This is a genomic window from Pseudomonas sp. MBLB4123 (assembly GCF_051904775.1).
GTDB lineage: Bacteria > Pseudomonadota > Gammaproteobacteria > Pseudomonadales > Pseudomonadaceae > Aquipseudomonas > Aquipseudomonas benzenivorans_B.
Genome location: NZ_CP196711.1, coordinates 2,688,754 through 2,709,357, shown reverse-complemented (window position 1 = coordinate 2,709,357; position 20,604 = coordinate 2,688,754). Strand labels below are relative to the sequence as shown.

Annotated in this window: 19 protein-coding genes; 11 read left to right on the top strand and 8 right to left on the bottom strand. The window is 65.4% G+C overall.

All coding sequences use genetic code 11. From position 1 onward, the window contains the following. Positions 1 to 56: 56 nt before the first annotated feature. The 3 genes from ACSX1C_RS12520 to ACSX1C_RS12510 all read left to right on the top strand — a co-directional run bounded on the left by ACSX1C_RS12520 (position 57) and on the right by ACSX1C_RS12510 (position 3,839). On the top strand, positions 57 to 1,043 hold the full coding sequence (locus ACSX1C_RS12520; protein ID WP_439886394.1) for a YeiH family protein: 987 nt from the start codon (positions 57 to 59) through the stop codon (positions 1,041 to 1,043). A gap of 255 nt (positions 1,044 to 1,298) precedes the next feature. Next, complete coding sequence (locus ACSX1C_RS12515) at positions 1,299 to 2,870, top strand: BCCT family transporter (RefSeq protein WP_439886393.1); 1,572 nt, start codon at positions 1,299 to 1,301, stop codon at positions 2,868 to 2,870. Positions 2,871 to 3,065: 195 nt separating this feature from the next. Continuing rightward, positions 3,066 to 3,839, top strand: a complete 774-nt coding sequence (locus tag ACSX1C_RS12510; protein WP_439886392.1) for a TSUP family transporter — start codon at positions 3,066 to 3,068, stop codon at positions 3,837 to 3,839. Positions 3,840 to 3,846: 7 nt separating this feature from the next. Here ACSX1C_RS12510 and ada read toward each other — a convergent pair whose 3' ends face one another. After that, on the bottom strand, positions 3,847 to 4,878 hold the full coding sequence (ada, locus tag ACSX1C_RS12505) for a bifunctional DNA-binding transcriptional regulator/O6-methylguanine-DNA methyltransferase Ada (RefSeq protein ID WP_439886391.1): 1,032 nt from the start codon (positions 4,876 to 4,878) through the stop codon (positions 3,847 to 3,849). Positions 4,879 to 5,101: 223 nt separating this feature from the next. Here ada and ACSX1C_RS12500 point away from each other — a divergent pair, with 223 nt between their 5' ends. Beyond that, positions 5,102 to 5,989, top strand: a complete 888-nt coding sequence (locus ACSX1C_RS12500; protein ID WP_318644948.1) for a PA4780 family RIO1-like protein kinase — start codon at positions 5,102 to 5,104, stop codon at positions 5,987 to 5,989. A gap of 45 nt (positions 5,990 to 6,034) precedes the next feature. Here ACSX1C_RS12500 and ACSX1C_RS12495 read toward each other — a convergent pair whose 3' ends face one another. After that, positions 6,035 to 6,955, bottom strand: a complete 921-nt coding sequence (locus ACSX1C_RS12495; protein ID WP_439886390.1) for a LysR family transcriptional regulator — start codon at positions 6,953 to 6,955, stop codon at positions 6,035 to 6,037. Between the two features lie 120 nt (positions 6,956 to 7,075). On the opposite strand from ACSX1C_RS12495, the gene ACSX1C_RS12490 reads away from it, so the two are divergent. Together ACSX1C_RS12490 and ACSX1C_RS12485 are read left to right on the top strand one after the other, a co-directional pair. Further along, positions 7,076 to 8,422 carry an aspartate aminotransferase family protein gene (locus ACSX1C_RS12490; RefSeq protein WP_439886389.1) on the top strand — a complete coding sequence of 449 codons (1,347 nt, stop codon included), beginning with the start codon at positions 7,076 to 7,078 and terminating at the stop codon, positions 8,420 to 8,422. Between the two features lie 114 nt (positions 8,423 to 8,536). Beyond that, on the top strand, positions 8,537 to 10,033 hold the full coding sequence (locus ACSX1C_RS12485; RefSeq protein WP_439886388.1) for a CoA-acylating methylmalonate-semialdehyde dehydrogenase: 1,497 nt from the start codon (positions 8,537 to 8,539) through the stop codon (positions 10,031 to 10,033). Positions 10,034 to 10,115: 82 nt separating this feature from the next. Here the strand turns inward: ACSX1C_RS12485 and ACSX1C_RS12480 are convergent, their stop codons facing one another. After that, a complete protein-coding gene (locus ACSX1C_RS12480) occupies positions 10,116 to 10,370 on the bottom strand; it encodes a hypothetical protein (RefSeq protein ID WP_439886387.1) in 255 nt (84 codons plus the stop codon). 626 nt (positions 10,371 to 10,996) lie between these two features. Between ACSX1C_RS12480 and ACSX1C_RS12475 the strand changes: the two genes are divergently transcribed. Then, positions 10,997 to 11,428 carry a hypothetical protein gene (locus ACSX1C_RS12475; protein WP_213639426.1) on the top strand — a complete coding sequence of 144 codons (432 nt, stop codon included), beginning with the start codon at positions 10,997 to 10,999 and terminating at the stop codon, positions 11,426 to 11,428. Positions 11,429 to 11,775: 347 nt separating this feature from the next. Here the strand turns inward: ACSX1C_RS12475 and ACSX1C_RS12470 are convergent, their stop codons facing one another. The 3 genes from ACSX1C_RS12470 to ACSX1C_RS12460 all read right to left on the bottom strand — a co-directional run bounded on the left by ACSX1C_RS12470 (position 11,776) and on the right by ACSX1C_RS12460 (position 14,583). Next, positions 11,776 to 12,453, bottom strand: a complete 678-nt coding sequence (locus tag ACSX1C_RS12470; protein ID WP_439886386.1) for a hypothetical protein — start codon at positions 12,451 to 12,453, stop codon at positions 11,776 to 11,778. Between the two features lie 13 nt (positions 12,454 to 12,466). Next, positions 12,467 to 13,642 carry a DUF262 domain-containing protein gene (locus ACSX1C_RS12465; RefSeq protein WP_439886385.1) on the bottom strand — a complete coding sequence of 392 codons (1,176 nt, stop codon included), beginning with the start codon at positions 13,640 to 13,642 and terminating at the stop codon, positions 12,467 to 12,469. Positions 13,643 to 13,767: 125 nt separating this feature from the next. Next, complete coding sequence (locus ACSX1C_RS12460; protein ID WP_439886384.1) at positions 13,768 to 14,583, bottom strand: NYN domain-containing protein; 816 nt, start codon at positions 14,581 to 14,583, stop codon at positions 13,768 to 13,770. A 195-nt stretch (positions 14,584 to 14,778) separates the two neighbouring features. Between ACSX1C_RS12460 and ACSX1C_RS12455 the strand changes: the two genes are divergently transcribed. Beyond that, on the top strand, positions 14,779 to 15,438 hold the full coding sequence (locus ACSX1C_RS12455; protein WP_439886383.1) for a c-type cytochrome: 660 nt from the start codon (positions 14,779 to 14,781) through the stop codon (positions 15,436 to 15,438). Here ACSX1C_RS12455 and ACSX1C_RS12450 read toward each other — a convergent pair. Then, positions 15,413 to 16,288 (bottom strand): alpha/beta fold hydrolase, encoded by an 876-nt coding sequence (locus tag ACSX1C_RS12450; protein WP_439886382.1) that lies wholly within the window; start codon positions 16,286 to 16,288, stop codon positions 15,413 to 15,415. The genes ACSX1C_RS12455 and ACSX1C_RS12450 overlap by 26 nt on opposite strands. Positions 16,289 to 16,488: 200 nt before the next feature. Between ACSX1C_RS12450 and pnuC the strand changes: the two genes are divergently transcribed. The 3 genes from pnuC to ACSX1C_RS12435 all read left to right on the top strand — a co-directional run bounded on the left by pnuC (position 16,489) and on the right by ACSX1C_RS12435 (position 19,829). Further along, positions 16,489 to 17,055 (top strand): nicotinamide riboside transporter PnuC, encoded by a 567-nt coding sequence (gene pnuC, locus ACSX1C_RS12445; RefSeq protein WP_439886381.1) that lies wholly within the window; start codon positions 16,489 to 16,491, stop codon positions 17,053 to 17,055. Further along, positions 17,052 to 17,600, top strand: coding sequence for an AAA family ATPase (locus ACSX1C_RS12440; RefSeq protein ID WP_439886380.1), 549 nt, complete (start codon positions 17,052 to 17,054; stop codon positions 17,598 to 17,600). Before pnuC ends, ACSX1C_RS12440 begins: the two co-directional genes overlap by 4 nt. A 252-nt stretch (positions 17,601 to 17,852) precedes the next feature. Beyond that, positions 17,853 to 19,829, top strand: coding sequence for a sensor domain-containing diguanylate cyclase (locus tag ACSX1C_RS12435; RefSeq protein WP_439886379.1), 1,977 nt, complete (start codon positions 17,853 to 17,855; stop codon positions 19,827 to 19,829). Between the two features lie 6 nt (positions 19,830 to 19,835). Here the strand turns inward: ACSX1C_RS12435 and ACSX1C_RS12430 are convergent, their stop codons facing one another. Next, positions 19,836 to 20,561: a substrate-binding periplasmic protein gene (locus ACSX1C_RS12430; RefSeq protein WP_439886378.1), complete on the bottom strand. Its 726-nt coding sequence runs from the start codon at positions 20,559 to 20,561 to the stop codon at positions 19,836 to 19,838. Between the last annotated feature and the right edge of the window lie 43 nt (positions 20,562 to 20,604).

The following is a 20,604-nucleotide window of genomic DNA, read 5'->3' as shown; positions in this document are numbered from 1 at the left end:
CTTATGTTTGCTAAGGCCCGAAGCTGGCGGCACCTCCACTCAACCGGGTCGCCGTCATGTCCTCGCGAGTCCTCCTGCCGCTGATCGCCCTCGCCGCCTTGTCGATTGCCGCCATCCCCGAGGTGGCGCGCTTCGGTTTGAGCGCCCTGCCACTGGCGATCCTCATGGGCATGCTGGTCGGTCACTGCAAGCCGCCTGCCGCTTCGGCGCGGGAGGCCGCCTTCACCCGCTTCTGCCAGCAGCGCCTGCTGCGCGTCGGCATCATCCTGTTCGGTTTCGGCCTGAGCTTTCAGCAACTGGCCGCCGTCGGCTGGCGCGCCCTGGTGCTCGATGGCGTGATCATCTGCACGGTATTCGCCGTCGGCACGCTGATCGGCACGCGGCTGTTCAGGTTGCCCAGGGACGTCGCGATACTGACTGCGGTGGGCAGCGCCGTGTGCGGCGCGGCGGCGGTGATGGCCACCGAGTCGGTGCTCAAGTCGCGCCAGCAGCACGTCACGGTCGCGGTGGCCACGGTCGTGCTGTTCGGCACCCTGGCGATGTTCAGCTATCCGCTGATCTACCAGTTCTCCGGCATGAGCGAGCAGGCGTTCGGCATCTATATAGGCAGCACCGTGCACGAGGTGGCCCAGGCGGTCGCCGCCGGGGAGGCCGTAGGCGGCGAGGCGCTGCAGGCGGCGGTGGTGGTCAAGCTGATCCGGGTGATGATGCTCGCGCCCTTCATCCTGCTGCTCAGCACCTTCCTGGCGCGCCGCGGTGACGGCGAGGGCGGTGGCAAGCTGGTGATCCCCTGGTTCGTCCTGGGCTTCGTCGCCGCCGCCGGCATCAACAGCCTGCAGGTGCTGCCGCCGGCCGCCATGCCGGCCATCCAACTGGTCAGCCAGTTCACCCTGGCCATCGCCATGGCCGCCCTCGGCGTGCAGACGCGCTGGAGCACCATTCGTCAGGCGGGCGCCGGGCCCATGGTGCTGGCGCTGATCCTGTTCCTGCTGCTGATCGTGGGCGGTTTTTTCCTCAATCAATGGCTGATCGGCGCGCGCTAGCTAGGCGGCGCTCCGTCGGATAGTTCTGGGGGCAAGAGGAGGTGTCGTAACGAGGCCACGGGCGGTTGCGTCAGAGTCTTTATCGCGGGGTGTCGAATGGGTTTACCGTATTATGGTGTGTGGTATACCATGATCGGAGCGATTGCTGCTGCCTGCAGCTCTCTGGTTGCAGAGGGCGCGGGGGCCACAGTGCCCCTCGCGGTCGCGACAAGCACCTATGTGTGTCCCATACAAAAATAAGGAGGAGGCGCGCTCGTGAGCGAACATCCTATGCAAGGCACCCAGCGTCTGTTCGCAGGCGTAAATCCGACGATGGCCATCTCATCCCTGGTGATGGTGCTGGCCTTCGTGCTGTTCACCGTGTCCTACAGCGAGCTGGCCAACGGTCTGTACACCGGCATCAAGCAGTGGATCGAGAGCTCCCTGGGCTGGTATTACGTGGCCGTGGTCAGCGGCGTGTTGTTCTTCACCTTCTGGGTCGGGCTGAGCCGCTTCGGCAACCTGCGCCTGGGGCGCGAGGACGAGCGCCCGGAATTCAGCAACTTCTCCTGGTTCGCCATGCTGTTCAGCGCCGCGGTCGGTACCGGCCTGCTGTTCTGGAGCATCGCCGAGCCGCTGATGCACATGCAGGGCAACCCCTTCATGGACATGGCCGGGGTCGCAGCGAATACGCCGGAAGCGGCGCAGATCGCCCTGCGCGTGACCATGTTCCACTGGGGGCTGCACGGCTGGTGCATCTACATCATCGTCGGCCTGATCCTGGCCTACTTCACCTACCGACGCGGCCTGCCGCTGACCGTGCGATCGGCGCTCTACCCGCTGATCGGCGAGCGCATCTACGGCCCCATCGGCCATGCCGTCGACCTGCTGGCGATCTTCAGCACCCTGTTCGGCACCGCCACCACCCTGGGGCTGGGCGTGTCGCAGATGAACGCCGGTCTGAACTACATGTTCGGCGTCGAGATCTCCACCGCCAACCAGCTGATCCTGATCGCCGGGACCGCGGTGGTCGCCACCCTGTCGGCGGTCTCCGGGGTGCGCAAGGGCATTCTCTGGCTCAGCGAGTGGAACATCCGCCTGAGCAGCATCCTCTTCCTATTCCTGCTGCTGGCCGGGCCGACCGTGTTCCTGCTGGGTCTGTACGCCACCAGCCTGGGCGACTACCTGGCCACCTTCATCCCCATGGGCATGTGGACCGATTCCAACCCCGAGCGTCAGTGGCAGGGCTGGTGGACCATCTTCTACTGGGGCTGGTGGCTGTCCTGGGGCCCGTTCGTCGGCATGTTCATCGCCCGCATCTCCCGTGGCCGCACCGTGCGCCAGGTAGTCCTGGGCGGCATGCTCGCCTCGACCCTGGGCGCCTTCCTGTGGATCGTGATCATGGGCGGTACCGGCGTGTCGCTGCAGCTGGCCGGCGCCATCGACCTCAACGCGGTGGCCAACTCCGACGTGACCATGGTGCTGTACAAGACCATCGAGGGCCTGAACGTGTCCTGGGCGACCATGGCCATGGCCGGCCTGGCGACCCTGATGATCATCAGCTGGTTCGTCACCTCGGCCGACTCGGCGACCCTGGTGATCTGCACCATCCTGTCCATGGGTAACCAGAACCCGCCGCAGCGCTTCCGCGTCATCTGGGGTCTGGGCCTAGGCGCCCTGGCCGGCGTGTTGCTGCTGGCCGGCGGCCTGAAGGGCCTGCAGGCGGCCACCATCGCCGCGGCGCTGCCGTTCTCCGTGGTGCTGCTGGTGATCTGCTACAGCCTGGTGCGCGCGCTGCATCAGGAAGAGGGCGAGGCGCTCTGCGCCCGCGCCGTCCCGGGCGCCTGAGGCCCGGACAACCTAGGCGTCGCCGCTTGCTCGGGGTGACGCCACTGGCCGGCCCGCGAGGTCCCTTGTCATCGACGAAGGGCCTCGCGGGCCGCGCCGTTCTGGCGCCGTTCGCGCTACAGTGGCGGCCTGCTTCATCGGCCGGCCCGCGGGCCGCTCGCAACGAGGGCTCGCGGGCCCGATAAGGATGTTGGCATGAGCCTGGACGTGCATCTGTTGTTTCTGCTCTGCGTGGCCCTGGCCACCTTTGCCCAGTGCCTGACCGGTTTCGCCTTCGGCCTGATTCTCATCGGCCTGGTGGCCATCCTGCAGCTGATACCGCTCGGCGAAGTGGCGGTGGTGATCAGCATCCTCACCCTGGGCAATGCCCTGGTCACGGTGGCCGGCCCCAAGCCGCAGCTGGATCGGCGCATCCTCATGCCCCTGTTGATCAGCAGCCTGCTCGGCGTGTGCCTGGGCATCTGGGGGCTCGGTGCCCTGGATGGCCGGCAGATCGCCTGGCTGCGCCTGTTGCTCGGCGGGGTGATTCTCGTCGCCAGCCTGATGCTGGTGGTACAGAGCAAACCGCGCGAACGGCTGTCCGGGGCGCCGGCGTTCTGGGTGGCTGGCGGCCTCTGCGGCGTGCTCAACGGCCTGTTCTCCAGCGGCGGGCCGCCGATCGTCTATCACCTGTATCGCCAGCCCCTGGGGTACGAGCTGATCCGCAACACCCTGATCACCGTCTTCGCCTGCAACGCGGCCATGCGCCTGGGCCTGGTGGCGGCCCAGGGCGAGCTGTCGCTGAGCACCCTGTGGCTCAGCGCCGAGGCCCTGCCGCTGGTCATGCTGCTCAGCTGGCTGGTGCGCCGCTATCCGCCGAAGCTGTCGCTGCGCACGGTACGTTGGCTGGTCTTCGCACTGCTGGTGCTGGCCGGGGGCAGCCTGATCGCCGAGGCCCTGCCCGAGCTGTTGGCCCTGTATCGGGGTTGAGGCCGCCTCAGTCTGCCAGCTGTTCGCGGCGCAGCAGCGCCGCCTTGCGGGCCGTGCCCCAGCGATAGCCCCCCAGCGTGCCGTCGGCCGCCACCACCCGGTGACAGGGCACCAGCAGGCCCAGGGGATTGCTGGCGCAGGCCCGGGCCACGGCACGGGGGTGGCTGCCGAGCGCGGCGGCCAGTTCGCCGTAGCCGCGGGTCTGGCCCGCTGGAATCTGCCGCAGCGCCTGCCACACCTGCTGCTGGTAGGCCGTACCGCGCAGGTCCAGGGGCAGCCGGGCGGCGCGCTCGGGCTCTTCGATCTGCGCCACCACCCGCTGCAGCCAGTCGCCCAGGCCGGCGTCGTCGCGTTGCAGCTCGGCGGCGGCGAAGCGTTGGCGCAGTTCGTCTTCCAGTTGTGCGACCTCGTCGCCGAACAGCAGGGCGCACACCCCCTTGGCGCTGGCCGCCAGCAGCAGCTGACCGAGCGGGCAGGGGGCGATGCCGTAGCGCAGGCATTCGCCGGCGCCGCCCCGGCGGCGTTGCGCCGGGCTCAGGCCGTCGTCCCGCTCGTACAGCGCGCGGGTGCCGGAGTAGCCGGCCGCCAGCGCCGCGTCCAGCACCGAGTCGGCCCGGGGCAGGCGCGCCTCCAGCGCGGCGCGCCGCTGAGCGTCGATCCAGGCCTTGGGCGTCAGCCCGGTGCGGGATTTGAAGGCCCGTACCAGATGGGAGGGCGACAGGCCGATGCGTGCGGCCAGCTGCGCGAGGGTCGGGGTGGGCTGCAGTTCGCCGAGCAGCTGGCAGGCGGCGGCGACCAGCTCATCCAGCTGTTCGGCCGGGCTGGCGCCCTGAGGCGTGCAGCGCCGGCAGGCACGGAAGCCGGCGGCCTCGGCGCTGGCCGCGTCGGGGTGAAAGCTGACGTTGGCGCGCAGCGGTCGCCGCGCCGGGCAGCTCGGCCGGCAGTAGATGCCGGTGGAGCGCACGGCGAAGACGAACTGGCCATCATAGGCGGCCTCGCGGCTGCAGACGGCTTGCCAGCAAAGGTCAGGGTCGAGCATGGCGCGGCTCCGTGGGGCTATGGTTTGATTGTCGGCCCTGCTGGCGCCGTCGCCAATCCGAATCGCGCTTTCAAAGTGCGCTCAGCGCCAGGTCAGCATTTGCGGGCGCCTGGACTGCTCACGGGCCGCACGATGGTCGCTGCGGGCTGGGCGCTGCCGGCCGATTGCCGTATAAGGGGCGGCATTAGCGCATTGGCCAGCCTAGGAGCCGCGATCCACACCGATGAAGACACCCAAACGTATTGAACCCCTGGTCGAGGATGGTCTGGTCGACGAGGTCATACGCCCACTGATGAGCGGCAAGGAGGCCGCGGTGTTCGTGGTGCGCTGCGGCGACGAGTTGCGTTGCGCCAAGGTCTACAAGGAGGCCAACAAGCGCGGCTTTCGCCAGTCCGTGGAGTACCAGGAGGGCCGCAAGGTGCGCAACAGCCGCGACGCGCGGGCCATGGCCAAGGGCTCCAAGTACGGCCGCAAGGGCCAGGAAGATGCCTGGCAGAACGCCGAGGTGGCGGCGCTGTTCCGCCTGGCGGGCGCCGGGGTGCGGGTGCCCAAGCCCTACGACTTCCTCGAGGGTGTGCTGTTGATGGAACTGGTCGACGACGGCGAGGGCGGCGTGGCGCCGCGGCTCAACGACGTCGACCTGCACCCGGAAGACGCCCGCGAGTTCCACGCCTTCATGATCCAGGAAGTGGTGAAGATGCTCTGCGCCGGCCTGGTGCACGGCGACCTCTCCGAGTTCAACGTGCTGCTCGGCCCCGAGGGGCCGGTGATCATCGACCTGCCCCAGGCGGTGGATGCGGCCGGCAACAACCACGCGTTCAAGATGCTCGAGCGCGACGTCGGCAACATGGCCGCCTACTTCGGCCAGTTCGCCCCGGAGCTCAGGTACACCAAGTACGCCAAGGAGATGTGGGCGCTGTACGAGGAAGGCAAGCTGACCCCGGACAGCCGGCTGACCGGCGAGTTCGCCGAGCCCGAGGACGCCGCCGATATCGACGCGGTGATGCGCGAGATCAAGGCCGCCCTGGCCGAGGAAGCACGGCGCCAGGCCCTGCTCAATGCCGAGGAGGCGCCCGCCGGCGCCGAACCGCCGCCGCCCTGGATGCAGTGATCCCCTCCCGGCGGCCCGACACCAGTCGGGCCGCCGCCCCTTCGCTCAGCCGCTCGCCGCCAAGGCCTCGAGAAAGCTCTCCAGCACCAGGTGCGGGCGGCGGCCCTTGCGCGTCACCGACGCCAGGCTGAGGTCGTAGTAGCGCGTGCCGGGTTTCAGCGCGCGCAGGCGGCCCTGCTGCACCCAGGCGCTCGCGTAGTGGTCCGGCAGGTAGCCGATATAGCGCCCGGTGAGAATCAGGAAGGCCATGCCCTCGCGGTCCGAGGCGCTGGCCGTGCAGTTGAGCTGCTGGTAGTGCTGCTGGATCTCCGGCGGCAGGCGGAAGGTCGGGGCGATGGCGTCCTGGGCATCCAGGCGCGCGTCCTCCAGCTCCTGGTCGTCGACGTAGAACAGCGGATGGCCCACCGCGCAGTACAGCAGCGAGCGCTCGTCGTACAGGCTCTGGTACTCCAGCCCTGAGAGGGCGCCGGCCTGGGGCACCACGCCGATGTGCAGGCGGCCGTCGAGCACCCCCTGTTCCACCTCGCTCGGCGGCGTCATGCGGATATGGATGCGCACCTCCGGTCCGCGCTCCTTGAGGCGCGCCAGGGCGTGGGTGATGCGCATGTGCGGCACCGTCACCAGGTTGTCGGTCAGGCCGATGTTCAGCTCGCCGCGCAGGTGCTGGTGCAGGCCGTTGACCTCGGTGCGAAAGCTCTCCAGCGCCGCCAGCAACTGCTGGGTCGACTGGTACACCTCGCGGCCTTCCTCGGTCAGGGCGAAGCCGGCGCGGCCACGCTGGCACAGGCGCAGGCCCAGGCGCTGCTCCAGGTCGCTCATCTGCTGGCTGATGGCCGAGCGACCGATGCCCAGCACGCTCTCGGCGGCGGAGAAACCGCCGCATTCCACCACGCTGCGAAACAGCTTGAGCAGGCGGATCTCGAAGTCGCTGACCTGGGCCAGCGGGACCGGGCGGTGGGTGGTCATTGGTTTAGCGTCCAGTTAACTAAAGATTAAAAGAGTTGTGTTTTACTGACTTTATGCCCGTGGCACCTTTACTCGCAAGTACCCCACACAAGAACACCGCCCTTCCTTGCGAGGCCGCCGATGAACATGCCGCAGACCGCCACCCCGTCCCTGGCCAGCCAGCTCAAGCTGGATGCCCACTGGATGCCGTTTTCCGCCAACCGCAACTTCCAGCGCGACCCGCGCCTGATCGTCGCGGCCGAAGGCAGCTGGCTGACCGACGACAAGGGCCGCAAGGTCTACGACAGCCTGTCCGGCCTGTGGACCTGCGGCGCCGGCCACTCGCGCCAGGAGATCCAGGAGGCGGTGGCCAAGCAGCTCGGCACCCTCGACTACTCGCCGGGCTTCCAGTACGGCCACCCGCTGTCGTTCAAGCTGGCCGAGCAGATTGCCGACCTGATGCCGGGCAGCCTCAACCACGTGTTCTTCACCGGCTCCGGCTCCGAGTGCGCCGACACCGCGGTGAAGATGGCCAGGGCCTACTGGCGCCTGAAGGGCCAGCCGGCCAAGACCAAGCTCATCGGCCGTGCCCGCGGCTACCACGGCGTCAACATCGCCGGCACCAGCCTCGGCGGCATCGGCGGCAACCGCAAGATGTTCGGCCAGTTCATGGACGTCGACCACCTGCCGCACACCCTGCAGCCGCACCTGGCCTACACCCCGGGCATGGCCGCAACCGGCGGCGTCGAGCTGGCCAACGAACTGCTCAAACTGATCGAGCTGCACGACGCCTCGAACATCGCCGCGGTCATAGTCGAGCCGATGTCCGGCTCGGCCGGGGTCATCGCGCCGCCGGTGGGCTACCTGCCGCGCCTGCGCGAGATCTGCGATCAGCACAACATCCTGCTGATCTTCGACGAGGTGATCACCGCCTTTGGGCGCATGGGCAAATGGAGCGGCGCCGAGTACTTCGGCGTGACCCCGGACATCATGAATACCGCCAAGCAGATCACCAACGGCGCCATCCCCCTGGGCGCGGTGATCGCCAGCAGCGAGATCTACGACACCTTCATGCAGCAGCCCTCGCCCGAGCACATGGTCGAGTTCGCCCACGGCTACACCTACTCGGCCCACCCGGTGGCCTGCGCCGCCGGCCTGGCCTCGCTGGAGCTGCTGAGGCGCGAGAACCTGGTGCAGCAGGCCGCCGAGCTGGCGCCCCAGTTTGCCGCGGCCCTGCATGACCTCAAGGGCGCCAAGCACATCGTCGACATCCGCAGCTGCGGTCTGGCCGGCGCCCTGCAGATCGCCCCGCGTGACGGCGACCCGGTGATCCGCCCGTTCGAGGCCGGCATGGCCCTGTGGCAGGCCGGCTTCTACGTGCGCTTCGGCGGCGACACCCTGCAGTTCGGCCCGACCTTCAACGCCAGGATGGACGACCTCGACCGCCTGTTCGGCGCCGTCGGCGAGACCCTGAACACGCTGGATTAAGCCCCAGGGTGGATCGGGACGCGTAGTCGGCGCCTTATCCACCCACAGACAAGACCGCACGGTGGATGAGCTTCGCGTCATCCACCCTACAGAATTCGATTAACGGAGAAGCCCATGACCCCCATCGCCCACCTGATCAACGGCGAGCGCATCGCCACCAGCGGCCGCACCGCCGATGTGTTCAACCCCTCCACCGGCGCCGTGACCGGCCAGGTCGCCCTGGCCGACCGCGCCACCGTGCAGCAGGCCATCGACGCCGCCAAGGCCGCCTTCCCGGCCTGGCGCAAGACCCCGCCGGCCAAGCGCGCCCAGGTCATGTTCCGCTTCAAGCAGCTGCTCGAGCAGCACGAGGCCGAGATCGCCAGGCTGATCAGCGAGGAGCACGGCAAGACCCTGGAAGACGCCGCCGGCGAGCTCAAGCGCGGCATCGAGAACGTCGAGTTCGCCTGTGGCGCGCCGCAGATCCTCAAGGGCGAGTACAGCCGCAACGTCGGCCCGGACATCGACGCCTGGAGCGACCTGCAGCCGGTCGGCGTGGTCGCCGGCATCACCCCGTTCAACTTCCCGGCCATGGTGCCGCTGTGGATGTACCCGCTGGCCATCGTCTGCGGCAACTGCTTCATCCTCAAGCCGTCCGAGCGCGACCCCAGCTCCACCCTGTACATCGCCGAACTGCTGCACGAGGCCGGCCTGCCCAAGGGCGTGCTGAGCGTGGTGCACGGCGACAAGGAAGCGGTCGACGCGCTGATCGAGGCCCCGGAGGTCAAGGCCCTGAGCTTCGTCGGTTCGACCCCGATCGCCGAGTACATCTATAGCGAGGGCACCAAGCGCGGCAAGCGCGTGCAGGCCCTGGGCGGGGCGAAGAACCACGCGGTGCTGATGCCCGACGCCGACCTCGACAACGCCGTCAGCGCGCTGATGGGCGCGGCCTACGGCTCCTGCGGCGAGCGCTGCATGGCCATCTCGGTGGCCGTGTGCGTGGGCGACCAGATCGCCGACGCCCTGGTGCAGAAGATCACCCCGCAGATCCAGGCGCTGAAGATCGGCGCCGGCACCAACTGCGGCCTGGACATGGGCCCGCTGGTCACCCGTGCCGCCCAGGAGCGGGTCACCGGCTATATCGACGCCGGCATCGAAGCCGGTGCCGAACTGGTGGTCGACGGCCGCGGCCTGCAGGTGGCCGGCCATGAGCAGGGCTACTTCGTCGGCGGCACCCTGTTCGACAAGGTGACCCCGCAGATGAGCATCTACACCGACGAGATCTTCGGCCCGGTGCTGTGCATCGTCCGCGTCGACAGCCTGGAACAGGCCATGGCCCTGATCAACGAGCACGAATACGGCAACGGCACCTGCATCTTCACCCGCGACGGCGAGGCGGCGCGCCTGTTCGTCGACGAGATCGAAGTGGGCATGGTCGGCGTCAACGTGCCGCTGCCGGTACCGGTCAGCTACCACAGCTTCGGCGGCTGGAAGCGCTCGCTGTTCGGCGACCTGCACGCCTACGGCCCGGACGGCGTGCGCTTCTACACCCGCAAGAAGGCCGTCACCCAGCGCTGGCCGGCGCGCAAGAGCCACGAGGCCGCGCAGTTCGCCTTCCCCAGCAATGGCTGAGTCTTGCTAGGGCGGTAAGCAAAAAGGCCAGTCGTGGGACTGGCCTTTTTGTTTTGTGAGCCCCGCTGGGGCGGCCGCTTGCTTAGCTCCGCTCCCCAGCGTCCAGCCGGGCGAAGGCCTCGCGGTACAGCTTGTCGGCCTCCGTCAACAGCGCATTGGCAGCAGACAGGGTGTGACGCGGAACACGGGGCGAGCTGTGGGCTTCAGACTCGTCGATCAACACCTTGATCAAGGCCTGTACCGCGCCCATGCGCAGCGACGCTAAGTCACAGAGTGCAGCGGGCATGGGGCTGCGTAAGGCGCCCGGGGTGGGCGAGGGGGAGTGCGGATCAGGCATGGCGCACCTCCAGGGTAGAGGTGAGCGAAACGGCGTGGGGTATCGCGTGGGTAAAAGGGGGATAGTGCATTTTCCTTATGCTCCTCGAACTGTTTAAGGAGCCGCTCCCACCCGTTACCACACGAATGGAGGCGGACCGTACAAGGGTGGTAAACCGGCGTCCGAGGGAACCGGCCAGGCCGAAGCCTGCCTTGCACGGCCCGCCATAACTGCGCGAAAACAGCGGGCACAAAAAAAGCGCCTGCTGTTTACGGCTATGGCGCTGTCGCGCCTCAGACAATATTCGGGTTACCACACCCGGCCACGGGATTGACCGTGACGAGCGAGACTCTAGCCCGGTGCGTGGGGCTGGGCAAGTTTGATTTTGTCGTGTCGCCGCGCGCCCATCTGCAACCGACAGGTCTGCCGGGTCAGGCTGTGGGGGCGGTTTGCTTGATGGCCTTGATGGTTCCCACGCTCCGCGTGGGAACCCCTATGGGGGCGCTTTGCGTCCCGCAGACGCGGAGCGTCTGTGGCTGCGTGCCCACGCAGAGCGTGGGCACGATCAGAATATGGGCTACTTGCTATGCTGCCGCGCGTGAATCATTGGATTCACCGAAGGTGGAGTCGCATCAAGGAGCGGTGGAATGACAAACGAATACAACATCGCGCTGGTGATCGGCGCCGGGCTCAGCCTGCTGGCGGCGCTGATGCATCTAGGGGTGATCATGGTCGGCCCTGCTTGGTATCGCTTGTTTGGCGCTGGCGAGCGCTTTGTGCAGGCGGCCCAGGCCGGGCGCTGGTTTCCTGCGGTGGTCACGGCGGGAATTGCCCTGATACTCGCTACATGGGCGGCGTACGCGCTGTCCGGTGCTGGGGTGATCGAGCCCTTGCCTCTGCTGCGCCCTGCATTGTGCGCGATTACCTTGGTCTATCTGCTGCGTGGCCTGTTGGGACCGTTCGCCTTGGCCGGCACTGGGCACAGCGTTCGCTTTATCGTGGTCAGCTCGGCGATCTGCCTGGTCTATGGACTGGTGCATCTGCTGGGCGTGGTGCAAATGTGGGGAGCGCTGGCCTAGGGCGCGCTTTCTCTTTCGCGCGAGCAAAAAGAAACGGAGCGAAGCGGAGTAAACAGCCGCAGGCTGGCCCGAAGGGTGAGCGAAGCGAATAAGTAACTCGCCGTAAGGGCGAAAAGCATTGTGGCGGATCGACGCAAGTTTCGTGAGATCAAAGGTGGACAAGCTTCGCGTTGTCCACCCTACGGAAATTCAGGTTACTTACTGATTGGGGCGATTGAGGCGGCGCGGAAATATCGGATGTAGAAAGCTGAATGAAAGAGAGTGGTGATAATGAATTGGGGCGTTGTGCTGGTTCTTAGGTGTAAATGGAAAGTAGAGTGGTAGGTTATCCGGTTGCGAGTATAGTGTTAGTTTGAGAAGTAAGCGGCTTTTCTCGGCTTTTTAAATAGATTTTCAATTTCTCGGTCTAGCTCAATAAGTGCTTTGGTAATGCTCATGACTCGATCATGCTCGCTTTTGGGGTCGATGCCCTGTTGCGCTCTCTTGGTGTTTGAGTGTGCGGCCAGTCCCCTACTTTCGCCAAAGCTATTCAGGTCGGCCAAGAGCGTCTGGTCAATTCTTTCAGGTCTTATTCCAATCGGCAAGAATATGGCTAAAATGTTCTCTTCTTTTACTCCGTGATTCTTTCGCTTGATGTGGTTGTTGTACTTTGTGATGGCGGATTTTAATTTGCTATCTATGTCTATTTTTTCCTTCCAGCCTTTCTCTTGTGATGGATGTTTGGCCTGCAAGGTTTCTGGCGGGGCACTCATTTCTGTCCCGCTAAATGCAATTAGGCTCAATGCTGTTCTTGTTGCTATCCCATATTTGCTCCAAGCCTCCCAGGCTTGAATTGTTGCGCTCATGGCGCGATCCTCAAGATATGATTCCACTTCGGCATGGCTCAGAACTCTAAAGGATAGTGCGAGCGCACACACGCGGTCAGAGTCCTCATAGTTTCCTGTTGGGTCAAAATTTTCAGGCAGAAGAAATTTTCTTAGATTCTCGATGTTTAAGATCATTTCTCTGTAGCGAGGTGACTCCATTTGGGCTCTCGCTCTATCGAGTGGCTATTCGGTTGTCGACTAGAGTCGGTATTAAGACTTCAATTTCTAACGCGTCTTGGATCTTGTTGCCCCAAAGCTGCAGGCGTTTGAATGTGTTTGGTATTCCTGCTGTGTCGCTTTCCACAGAGTTCAAAAACTGGTCGTCGCTAATGATCTCTTCGTAGGCTTTCTTGAGCTTTACAGGGTTCTTTCTCATGGCTTCGCGAATTTGGAATTTTGCGGTGTAATAAATAAGTGCATCGAAAATTGCTCTGTTAAATGATCTGGAGTCCGATTTTCTGGCGATTGATGGGCTCCCAAATATATCAACTAACAGGCTGATACCGTCCTCGAAATTGGAGATTTGCTTGTCAATCTCGTCCTTAATTTCTGGCCAATTTTTGTTCAGTTTCTCGCAGCATTCATCTAGAAAGCTCTTCATTCGCCCATGGTAGCTGTCTAGATATAGTTGGAATGAGAGGAATCTAGATATTATCTCTACGTCACGCATTCTAGCGTCTGGCTCTTTATTTCCAAGTAGTGCCTTTAGGCTCGAGGATTTGGCTGCGTAGTCATCTATATAGTTTGAGTATTCGCCGGGGAAGAGTGCTTGCCTTAGCTCTTGTGGGGAAAGCTTCACGCTTCCTGTATTTAGTCTAAGGAACACAGTGTGCAGGAAGTCATAGTTAGGCCAGTTTTTGATGACGACCGTTCTGATAGTGTAGTTGAGGAACGAGTTTAGGTCGTCGATGAGTTCGGGGTTCTCATCTAGGCTCTTATATTTCTTTCTTGATAGGTCTTTCTTTATTTCTAGTCCTGAAAGTCCGAAGTTGTTATTAGGTGTTTCGGATTTTCCTGTGAACTGGAGGAGGGATAAAAGTCTTTGTTTTCCATCAAGTACGATGTATCGCCCCCGCTGGTCCTTTTTCTCTGCCAAGACTATTTGCGGTACTGGTAGGTTGAGGATTAGCGACTCAATGAACAAGCTCTTTCTTGTTCTGCTCCACGCATCCCTTCTTTGGAAGCGAGGGTTCATTTCTATGTTCTTTCTTTCAAGTTGGTCGATTATGGTTCCAACCGTCCAGTCAGAAGAGTGCAGTACGGCTTGTGAATATAGGCTCAGATCGCAAGGAGGGGCGATGCTGTCGTCTTCATCTTCTAACTCAAAAAAATCTAAATTTTCTTTCATGATGCGCCTGTGCCTTGTTCGTTAAGCTTGCAGATGTTGTGGCCGTTGTCTGCCTGAATGGTAATGGGGCAGTCCCGTTCTTAATAAAGAAAAAATTGGCGGATTTATTTTTTAACTCATTGTATTCACTTCCCCACCTTCCGATTCCGCACATACAACGCCTCTCCCCCCGTCGCACTGCTGCCGCGCACCTGCAGCTCGAAGCGCTTGGCCTGGCCCTTGATCAGGTCGCTGAGCTTCTTGAAGCCATACAGCCGGGCATCGAAGGCCGGGCGCAGCTTGCTGATGTTCTGCCCGAGCACGCCCAGTTCGACCCAGCCGTCCTCGTCGTCGATGTCGTCGATCAGTTTGGCGATGAAGTCCACCGGCACCTTCTGCGGTTTCTTCTTGGCGGCGGGCTTGGCTGGTTCGGCGGGGGCGCTGCCGCCGGCGGCCTTGCCCCTGTCGGCGCTGGCGGCCGGTTCGTCCACGGCCTGGGCCGCGTCGGCACGCAGGATCTCGGTGTAGATGAACTTGTCGCAGGCCGAGACGAAGGGGGCGGGGGTCTTCTCCTCGCCGAAGCCGTACACGGTCAGGCCTTCCTCGCGCAGGCGGGCGGCCAGGCGGGTGAAGTCGCTGTCGCTGGAGACCAGGCAGAAGCCGTCGAAGCGCCGGGTGTAGAGCAGGTCCATGGCGTCGATGATCAGCGCGCTGTCGGTGGCGTTCTTGCCGCGGGTGTAGGCGAATTGCTGGATCGGCTGGATGCTGTGGTCGAGCAGCACCTGCTTCCACTTGCCGAGGTTCGGCTGGGTCCAGTCGCCGTAGATGCGCTTGACGCTGGCGACGCCGAACTTGGCGATTTCCTCGAACAGGCCCTCGACCATGGCGGCCGAGGCGTTGTCGGCGTCGATCAGCACGGCGAGGAGCTTCTGTTGCTGCGGGGCGCTGGGTTTGGCGGCCATGGTCGGTCCTTGATAGGTGCGTGTCCCGAACATACTGCGGATGCTGTCACGGCGCCATAGGGAGCCGCTGGCTGCGGCGGTGGATAGGCAGAATCTGCACTTTGCTTGATCTGTGCCGGGGTTTGCCCTGGCGCGGGGGCCTATAGTCCGGCGCTGAAATTTCAGCCCGGTATCAACGAGAAAAGGACTTCCGCCATGCGTGCGCTCGCCCTTGTACTGTTTTGTTGCCTCGCCGGCCTGGCCCAGGCCAGCAACGAGGCGATGCAGCGTTTCACCCAGCTCAACGCCGACCCGGTGCTGCGCCAGCAGGCCTACGAGGCCGGCCACGAGCGCATCCGTTTCTGCGGCAATTGCCATGGCGAGAACGGCAACAGCCGGCGCCCGCACATCCCCAACCTGGCGCAGCAGAACCCGGTGTACCTGTTCAATGCCTTCGAGAAGTTCGCCAGCGGTGAGCGCAGCGACTATGTGATGTCCAAGCTGGCGCCGAACCTGAGCCTGGAGGACAGGGTCAACGTGGCCATCTACTTCGGCCAGCAGCAGCTGCAGGGGCATGAGGAGGCGGTCGACCCGGCGCTGCGCCAGGACGGCGAGGCGACCTTCAAGACGCTCTGCACGGGCTGCCACGGGGTGAACGCCGAGGGCCGCGACAATACCCCGCGCCTGGCCGGCCAGCCGGCCGAGTACCTGCGCCGTGCCCTGACCCGTTTTCGCGACAAGGACCCGAGCCGTGCCGGCTCGGTGATGATGACCATCGCCGACGGCTTCAGCGACCAGCGCATCGCCGCGCTGGCCGCCTACCTGCAGCAGTTGCAGGCGCAGGCCGAACTCAGCGTGGGGGCAGTGCGCCGATAGCGTGCAGGCCCTGTTCGATCAGCCGGTGACAGCCGGCGGGGTTTTCCAGCGGCAGCAGGTGGCCGTGTTCCAGGTCCTCCAGGAACCGGGTTTGCGGGCAGCGCCGTTGCCATTCCTGCCACAGCTGTTCGCTGAAGAACACCGAGGGTTTGCCGCGGATCGCCACGCAGGGCATCGGCAGGCGTTGCAGCTGCGCCATCACGTTCGGCGGCTGGGTGTAGTTGTGCGCTTCCCAGTGTTTGGGGAAGGCCAGCTGCACCTGGCCGTCGGCGCCTTCCACCAGTCCATGCTCGGCCAGCGCCTGCAGGGCCTCGGGACCGAAGCGCTTGTAGCCGCGGGCGTTCCGGCATTGCTGCAGGAAGGCCTGGCGGCTGGGCCAGCGGTCGGGCTTGCGCAGGGTGCTCCTGGCCGGGTCGGTGCGGTTCATCAGCGCCTTGGGCAGCCAGCGCACCAACCGCGCCAGGGCGGGGGAGACCATGGCCGGCTCGATCAGTACCAGCGCCTTGAACAGCTCGGGGCGCTTGGCGGCGGCGAGGATGGTGGAGGTGGCGCCCAGGGAGTGGCCGATGCCGATGATCGGCGCCTGGTACTCCTGCTCGATGAAGGCGATCAGGTCGTCGGCATACAGCTGCCAGTCGCGTCGCCGCGGCGGCGGGCCGATGTCCGGCCAGGTCGCGCGGCAGGCCAGGCCGCTGAGCGCCAGGCTGCCGCTCAGGCGACCGAGCAGCGGCTCGTAGACCCGCAGCGGAAAACCGTTGGCGTGGTAGAAGTGGGCGGGCGCGCCCTGGTTGCTGCAGTGCAGCCACTGCGCATTGGCCGGCAAGCGCGCGGCCGCGGAGCTGGATTTCATGGTCTTTCTCATGGCCTGCGGAACGTGCGGATCACAGTAGGGATTGGCGGAGAACGAGGCAAAGGGGGATCGCGCCAGAATGCAGGGGCAACTGTCCTTTCGCGGCCATCCGGCCGCCGGTCAGCGGACGGGGCCGTGGATTGGGTACAATCCACGGCCCTTTTCCGCGCCACGCCTGGCGCGCTCTGCCGAGGTTGCCCATGTCGCCCCTTGAACTCTGCGCCGCCACGCTCGGCGTGATCGCCGTCTGGCTGACGGTTCGACAGAACATCTGGTGCTGGCCGATCGGCCTGGTCATGGTGTCGATGTACAGCTGGATCTTCTTCGAGGTGAAGCTGTATTCGGACATGCTGCTGCAGCTGGTCTACGCCGGCTTGCAGCTCTACGGCTGGTGGCAGTGGCGGCGTGGCGGCGATCGGCACCAGGGCCGCGAGGTCAGCCGCCTGAGCGCCGGCGGCCTGGCCCTGAGCCTGGCCATCGGCGCCGCCGGCAGCCTCGGCCTGGGCTATATGATGGCCACCTACACCGACGCCGCGGCGCCCTGGCTGGATGCCGCGCTGACCGGCTTCAGCCTGGTGGCCCAGGTGTGGATGGCGCAGAAGCGCCTGGAGTGCTGGCCATTGTGGCTGGCCCTGGACGTGGTGTTCGTCGGCCTGTTCGTGCACAAGGCGCTGTACCCCACCGCCGTGCTCTACGGGCTGTTCTGCCTGCTGGCGCTGTACGGCTGGCAGAGCTGGCGGCGCGCTCCGGCCCTGGCCCGCGCATGAGGGTGCTGGTGCTGACCGGCCCGGAGTCGAGCGGCAAGAGCCGTCTGGCCCAGGCCCTGCAGGCGCGCTTCGGCGGCCTGGTGGTCGGCGAGTACGTGCGCCACTTCATCGAGCAGCAGGGGCGTGACACCTGCTACGGGGACATCGAGGCCATCGCCCGGGGCCAGCTTGACTGGGAAGACCGCGCCCGCGCCAGTGCGCCGCCGCTGCTGATCCTCGACACCCACCTGCTGAGCAACCTGCTGTGGAGCCGGACCCTGTTCGGCGACTGCCCGGTTTGGCTCGAGCCGGCCCTGTTGGCGCGCCGTTACGACCTGCACCTGCTGCTCGACCCGCGCGGCATGCTCTGGGTCGACGACGGCCAGCGCTGCCAGCCGCACCTGGCCGAGCGCCTGCGCTTCCACCGGGGCTGCCGCGACTGGTTGCAGGCCCACGGCCAGGCCGTTGTCGAGCTGCAGGGCGACTGGCCGCGGCGCCAACAGCAGGCCCTGGCCCGGGTCGGCGCCTGGTTGGGCGAGCCTGAGTGGCGTGAGTCGGGGGATTGAGGCTGGTCTAGGTGGCTTCCGCCTGTTTCCCAGTGGGGCCCACACCGCCCGGCGGCCTGCGCTTGCGCCGCCGATAGGCTGCTGGCTAAATGATGGCGTTATAGGCCTTCGTGCGGCGCTGCCCTGGGTCGATGAGCGGCGAGGGCCTATCACAAATACAGCGAGCCCGCTGTCTAAGCATGGGGTTGCCCCGTGCCTGCGCGTTGGCAGGGATACGAGCCGCGAGCGCGTGCCTGCAGTCGAGACATCGCAATGACCATCGAGAAAGCCGATGCAGTGCCGGCGCGCAGTTCGCTGCGCACCTTGATCATCGTGCGTGGCGCGCTGCGCAGCCTGGTCATCGCCGGGCTGTTGTGCGTCGCCAGCTACTTCCATGTGGTGAGCATCCTCGAGGAGGAGCTGGTCGAGCAGCTCGAGCAGTTCATCGCCGAGCGCGGTCTGCGCGATTCGCAGCAGTTCCTGCAGACCGAGCGCCATCACCTGGCCGTCGAGCAGGCCCTGCTGGAGCAGCTGCAGGCGGTGCCGATCCCGACTGGTGCGGCGTTGTTCGACGACTATTTCGAGCCCTGGCCCGACGGCACCTGGCGCACCCGGCGCGGCTGGTACGACGGCCAGTTGGCCAGGGACGGCCTGCAGCATCGCGGCTTCACCGGTTTCATCGGTCGCGACGTGGCGCTGACCCCCGAGCTGCGCCACCGCGCCGCGCTGATGGCGGCGTTGCTCGACTGGTACGGCTCGGCTTGGACCGCCACCGGGCAGTACATCAACTATTTCCTCTCGGCGCCGGAGAACCTGCTGATCGGCGAGTTCATCGGCGTGCCCTACCTGCATCAGGTGCCGGCCGACAGCTATTTTCCCGACGAGATCTTCGTGGCGCCGGCCAACCAGACGCAGAACCCCGCGCGGCGTTCGGTCTGGACCCACTTCTATTTCGATGAAACCGCGAAGCTGTGGATGCTCAGCAGTCTCAGGCCGGTCTACCTGGAGGACCGCCTGGTGGCGACCCTGGGCCAGGACATCCTCCTGGACGAGTTCATGCGGCGCACCCTGCGAGATGCCCTGGAGGGCACCGATAACATCGCCTTCGACGGCGATGGCACCTTGATCGCCTACGAGCCGCTGCTGGCCGATATCCAGGCCGCCGGGGGCACGCTGAAGATCGATGCAAGCCGCCCGGGACTGCAACGCATCTACCAGGCCGTCAGGGCCGAGGGGCGGCACAACGGCGTCACCGAGAGCGATGAGGCCTTTCTCGCCTACACGCGCATCGACGGGCCGGGCTGGTATCTGGTCAACATCTATCCCAAGCAGCTGCTGCAGGAGCAGGCCCTGGCCGCCGCGGCGATCATCCTCGGCATCGCCTTGCTTGGCCTGCTCTCGGAGTTCGCCGTGCTCTGGCTGTTGATTGCGCGCTATGTGCTGGCGCCGCTGCGGCGCTTCGTGACGGTGACCGAGAAGGTCGGGCAGAACGGTTTGGCCGAGCTGCGCGACAGCGACCTGCCGCAGCGGCAGGACGAATTCGGTCTGTTGGCCAGCCGCTATCGCGAGACGGCGCGGGAGCTGGAAGAGTCCCGCCTGGCGCTGCTGGCCGCCAACCGCGACCTCGACGCCCAGGTCGCCAAGCGCACCGCAGAGCTGACCCAGGCCAACGAGCGCCTGGCCCGGTTGGCCACCATCGACGAGCTGTCGGGGTTGTACAACCGGCGTCAGTTCCACAGCTTGGTGCCGCAGGAGCTGGCACGCCTGGGCCGCCTGCAGAAGATGCCGCTATGGGTGACGCTGGCGATAGTCGACATCGACTATTTCAAGCGGGTCAACGATGCCCATGGGCATGGGGCCGGCGACGAGGCGATCCGCCGCGTGGGCGCGTGCCTGGCGCAGCTGTACCGGCGTGCCGGCGATTACTGCTTTCGCCTGGGCGGCGAGGAGTTCGCCCTGTTTTCCAGTGGCGAGCCGGTCGCCGCCGCGGTGCTGGAGCAGGCGGCGGCGCAGTTGCTGAATGCGGTGCGTCAGCTGGAGATCCCGCTGGCGGGCTCGACTGCGCCCTGCAAGTTGACGATTTCCCTGGGCATCGTCCACGCCCAGGCCGTGCCCGGCCTGACCCTGGAAAGCCTGTACAAACTGGCCGACGACGCGCTCTACGCCGCGAAGGCGGGAGGGCGTGACCAGGGCCGGATTGTGCTGCTCGGTGCCGAGCCCGCCCGCCACATTGAGCGGGACGTGCACTGACGGGGCTCAGTGCTCCCAGCGCTGGTAGATGGCCTCCAGCTCGCCCGTGTTCTGCAGGCGCTCCAGGGCATCGGCGAATAGCTCGGCGCGCTGGTAGTCCTCTTGGCCGAAGGCGACGTAGCGCGGCATCTGCACCAGTGGCCGCGGCAGCACCCGGACCCGCTGTTCGGCGTTCTGTTCGCGGGCGAAATAGAGCAGTTGGGTACGGTCGCCGACGATGACGTCGAAGCGCCCGGCCAGCAGCATGGCCACCAGCTGCCGCGGGCTCTGGGCGATGGCGTCGCGCCGCAGCTCGGCGCGGTCGAACGCGGTCTCGTAGGCATAGCCCTCGATCTGACCGATCCGGTAGGGCGCCAGGTCACTCAGTTGTCGCCAGTCCTCTAGCGCCGCCTTGGATGTGGTCATGAATACCGTGGTGCCGGTGCGCAGGGGGCCGACCAGCCGATACTGGGCCTGACGCTCCGGGGTGCCGGCGAACTGGAAGGCCATGGTGGCTTCGCCACGTTCGAGCATGGCCTTGACCCGCAGCCAGGGATACAGGCGCAGGTGGTAGTCGACGCCCGCGGCCTGCAGCACGGCGTCGACCAACTCGACGTCCAGCCCCAGGGGGGCGTCATCGTCGGGGGCTACATAGCTGTAGGGGGCGAACTGCTTGTCGCCGACCACCTGCCATGGCTCCGCCAGCGACGGGGCACAGAGGGCGAGGAGCAGGCAGCACAACAGTAAGCGCATCGGTGGGTTCCAGCCGGCGAGTGATCAAGCATGGCGCCCGTGC